This is a genomic window from uncultured Megasphaera sp. (genome assembly GCF_958350005.1).
In the GTDB taxonomy this organism is placed as follows: Bacteria; Bacillota; Negativicutes; order Veillonellales; family Megasphaeraceae; genus Megasphaera.
The window spans coordinates 1-3,029 of the sequence record NZ_CATWFF010000222.1 but is presented as its reverse complement, the minus strand read 5'-3'; the positions used below and the strand labels follow the sequence as shown (position 1 = coordinate 3,029).

The following is a 3,029-nucleotide window of genomic DNA, read 5'->3' as shown; positions in this document are numbered from 1 at the left end:
GTACATGATACAATACTACTAACAAGAACCGGGAGGTCTCGCTATGAACGACATTGCTTTTCTCATTGCCGATACTACGATGAAACGTTCTATTGAGCATATATTATGGGTATACCGCGACGTATTTCGAACGCTGCCGCAGCAGACGGAAATCGAAATTATCGATTTTCCCCGCGTAGTAGAACAGGCCCGCGATCTTATCCGCCGGGGAGCCAAGGTGATCATCACCAACAGCGGCAGCCATCAGATTCTGCTGAACAATCATCTGGATGTGCCCCTGTTCTGCCTGTACAGCTCGACGACAGACGTATTGTACACGCTGCGTCAGGTAGCGCAATATGATAAAATTCATTTGTTTTTAAATAAACATTTCATCTTTGACAGCAGTGCCTGTCCTGATGATATTCAGAAAAAACTCGTCCGCTATCCGCCATATAGCATTGAAGATTCCCACGACAAACTGCTGCAGCTCCTGGACAAGGTTCCCATTACGCCCAACACGGCCATCGTCGGCTGTACCCTGCTGCCGCAGATCGCCTCGTATCTTCCCATGCCGGTCTATCCCATCCGCCCCAGCGAATCGACGATTCTGTCCGTATACCAGTATGCCGATGAACTGCTGGCACTTCAGCAGAAAGACCGCCGCCAGCTCAGCCTGCTCCAGTCGGTGCTGTATCACGTAGATGAAGGCATTATCGTCTACAATAAAGACGGCGCCATTTCCCAGATCAACCGCCAGGCCCGCCGCTTTCTTCACATTGGCAATGAAGAGCAAAACATCGGCGATATTTTGCCTGATATCTTTTCCAGCAGCAAAACGCCTAGCCTGTACAAAGATAAAATCATTCAGTCCCCTCCATATACACTCGTTGCCAATGCCGCCCCCTTTCAATCCGATAACGAAACGATGTATATTGCTGCCTTTCGCGATGTAACAGAGCTGCAGCGGCTGGAAAAAAACGTCCGTTACAAACTGGCTAAAACGGGCCTGACTGCAGCCCATCACTTCGACGATATTCTGACAACAGACAAGGGCATGCAGCAGACCATCGAAACGGGCCGCCGCATTGCCTCGTATAACGCACCGGTCCTCATTCAGGGCGAAAGCGGCACTGGGAAAGAGCTGTTTGCTCAGAGCATTCACAACTCCAGTCCCCGGCGAAATGGTCCTTTTGTCGTCGTCAACTGCGCCGCCCTGCCGCCGGAACTGCTGGAAAGCGAGCTCTTCGGCTATACTGGCGGGTCCTTTACGGGAGCACGAAAAGAAGGAAAAGCCGGTTACTTTGAACTGGCTCACGGCGGCACCATTTTCCTCGACGAAATTAACAGCATGTCCGCCAATATCCAGTCCAAACTCCTGCGTGTCCTGGAGTCAAAAGAAATTATGCGCATCGGTTCAGACTCTGTCATTCCCCTGGACATCCGTATCATCTCGGCCAGCAATGCCGATATCATGCGAGCTGTCCAGTCGGGAAAGTTTCGCCGGGATCTCTATTTTCGTCTCAATACACTGACCCTGAACCTGTCGTCCCTCAATGATCGGCCCCATGACATTGTCTACCTGTTCCGCCACTTCCTCCGCCAGCTGTCAGGACGAAACAGGGAGCTGCCAGCGGCGCTGCAGACGGCATTGCAGCACCATCACTGGTGGGGCAACATTCGCGAACTGCACAGTGTGGCCCTGCGGTATCATATTTTCGGCGACACTGACGACACATCGTACCAGTATCTCTTCGATCAGCCTCAGGAGCAGCCATCGCACCTGGTCAGACCAGAAAATATGCACATCAACATGAAACAGCTCCAGCGCAGCGTAGAACAGCTGGTCATCGAAGACCTGCTGGCCCAGGGATACACAAAAACACAAATTGCCAAACTCCTGGGAATCAGCCGGCAGACTGTATTCAATAAAATGAAAGAATAAAAAAACACTGCAAGTACAGCCATACATTGGCTGTTCCTTGCAGTGTTTTCTTCGTTACCGGCGTCTGTTTAATTATAAAACGATATTCTTCTGATTTCCTGCCACGTAGGCGTCGATGTTGTCAAATACGATGACGGCCCGTTTGGCCATGGATTCTTTTGTTGCAAAAGCGACGTGGGGCGTAACGATCGTATTTTTCGAATGGAGCAGGGGATGAGCCGTATCGAGAGGCGGTTCCGTTTCAAATACATCAATGCCGGCGCCGGCAATTTTGCCGCTGTTCAGGGCATCGGCCAGGGCCTGAGAATCGACGACGGGGCCGCGGGCTTCGTTAATCAGATAGGCTGTCGTCTTCATATACGACAGCGTTTCGGCATTGATGAGGCCCCGGGATTTATCCGTTACCGGGCAGTGGAGCGATACAATATCTGCCTGTTCCATCATTTCTTTCAGCGGCACATATTTGATCAGTTCTGTATCGGCTTTCTTGGAAAACCCGTTATAGGCAATGACCTTGGCGCCAAAGGCATGGACCAGTTCGGCAACGCGATGACCAATGGCACCGGTACCGACGAGGCCAACCGTTTTTCCTTCCAGTTCGGAGCCGATGAATCCGGCTTTCGTTCCGCCGGCCCGGCAGGCAGCGTCTACCTGCGGCACATAGCGCAGCAAATCGAGCATCATGGCAATGGTCAGTTCGGCTACGGCCACTGTCGAATAGCCGGAAGCATTGCTGACTTTAATGCCCTTGGCTTTCGCCGCATCGAGAGCAACGTGATCGACGCCGGTAAAGGCAACATCAATGTATTTCAGCTTCGGGCAGGCGTTGATGACTTCTGCTTTCAGGGGCATATTGGCAATAATAAGGATATCTGCGTCCTTCGCTTCTTCTATCTGTACAGCCGTATCGTCATTGCGTTCGTAAGCGGCAAATTCATATCCTTTGGCTTTCAGCGGCTGAACATATGAATCGAGCAGTTCCTGACTAATCCCCAGTGATTCCAGTAATACAATTTTCATGACAAACATCTCCTCTCAATATTAGTAGCTCTGTACTTTCATTATACGCATATTTAAAAAAATAGATAGTCATATATGTTAAACA

Annotated in this window: 2 protein-coding genes; one reads left to right on the top strand and one right to left on the bottom strand. The window is 50.6% G+C overall.

The genetic code is table 11. The features are described 5' to 3' along the window. The first annotated feature begins 43 nt into the window (after positions 1-43). Complete coding sequence (locus Q3886_RS09745) at positions 44-1,924, top strand: sigma 54-interacting transcriptional regulator (RefSeq protein ID WP_301861266.1); 1,881 nt, start codon at positions 44-46, stop codon at positions 1,922-1,924. A 72-nt stretch (positions 1,925-1,996) separates the two neighbouring features. Here the strand turns inward: Q3886_RS09745 and Q3886_RS09740 are convergent, their stop codons facing one another. Beyond that, positions 1,997-2,944, bottom strand: coding sequence for a 2-hydroxyacid dehydrogenase (locus tag Q3886_RS09740; protein WP_301861265.1), 948 nt, complete (start codon positions 2,942-2,944; stop codon positions 1,997-1,999). Between the last annotated feature and the right edge of the window lie 85 nt (positions 2,945-3,029).

Coding starts and splice junctions, on each gene's coding strand:
- Q3886_RS09745 (WP_301861266.1), top strand. CDS start 44: ATGAACGACATTGCTTTTCTCATTGCCGATACTACGATGAAACGTTCT.
- Q3886_RS09740 (WP_301861265.1), bottom strand. CDS start 2,944: ATGAAAATTGTATTACTGGAATCACTGGGGATTAGTCAGGAACTGCTC.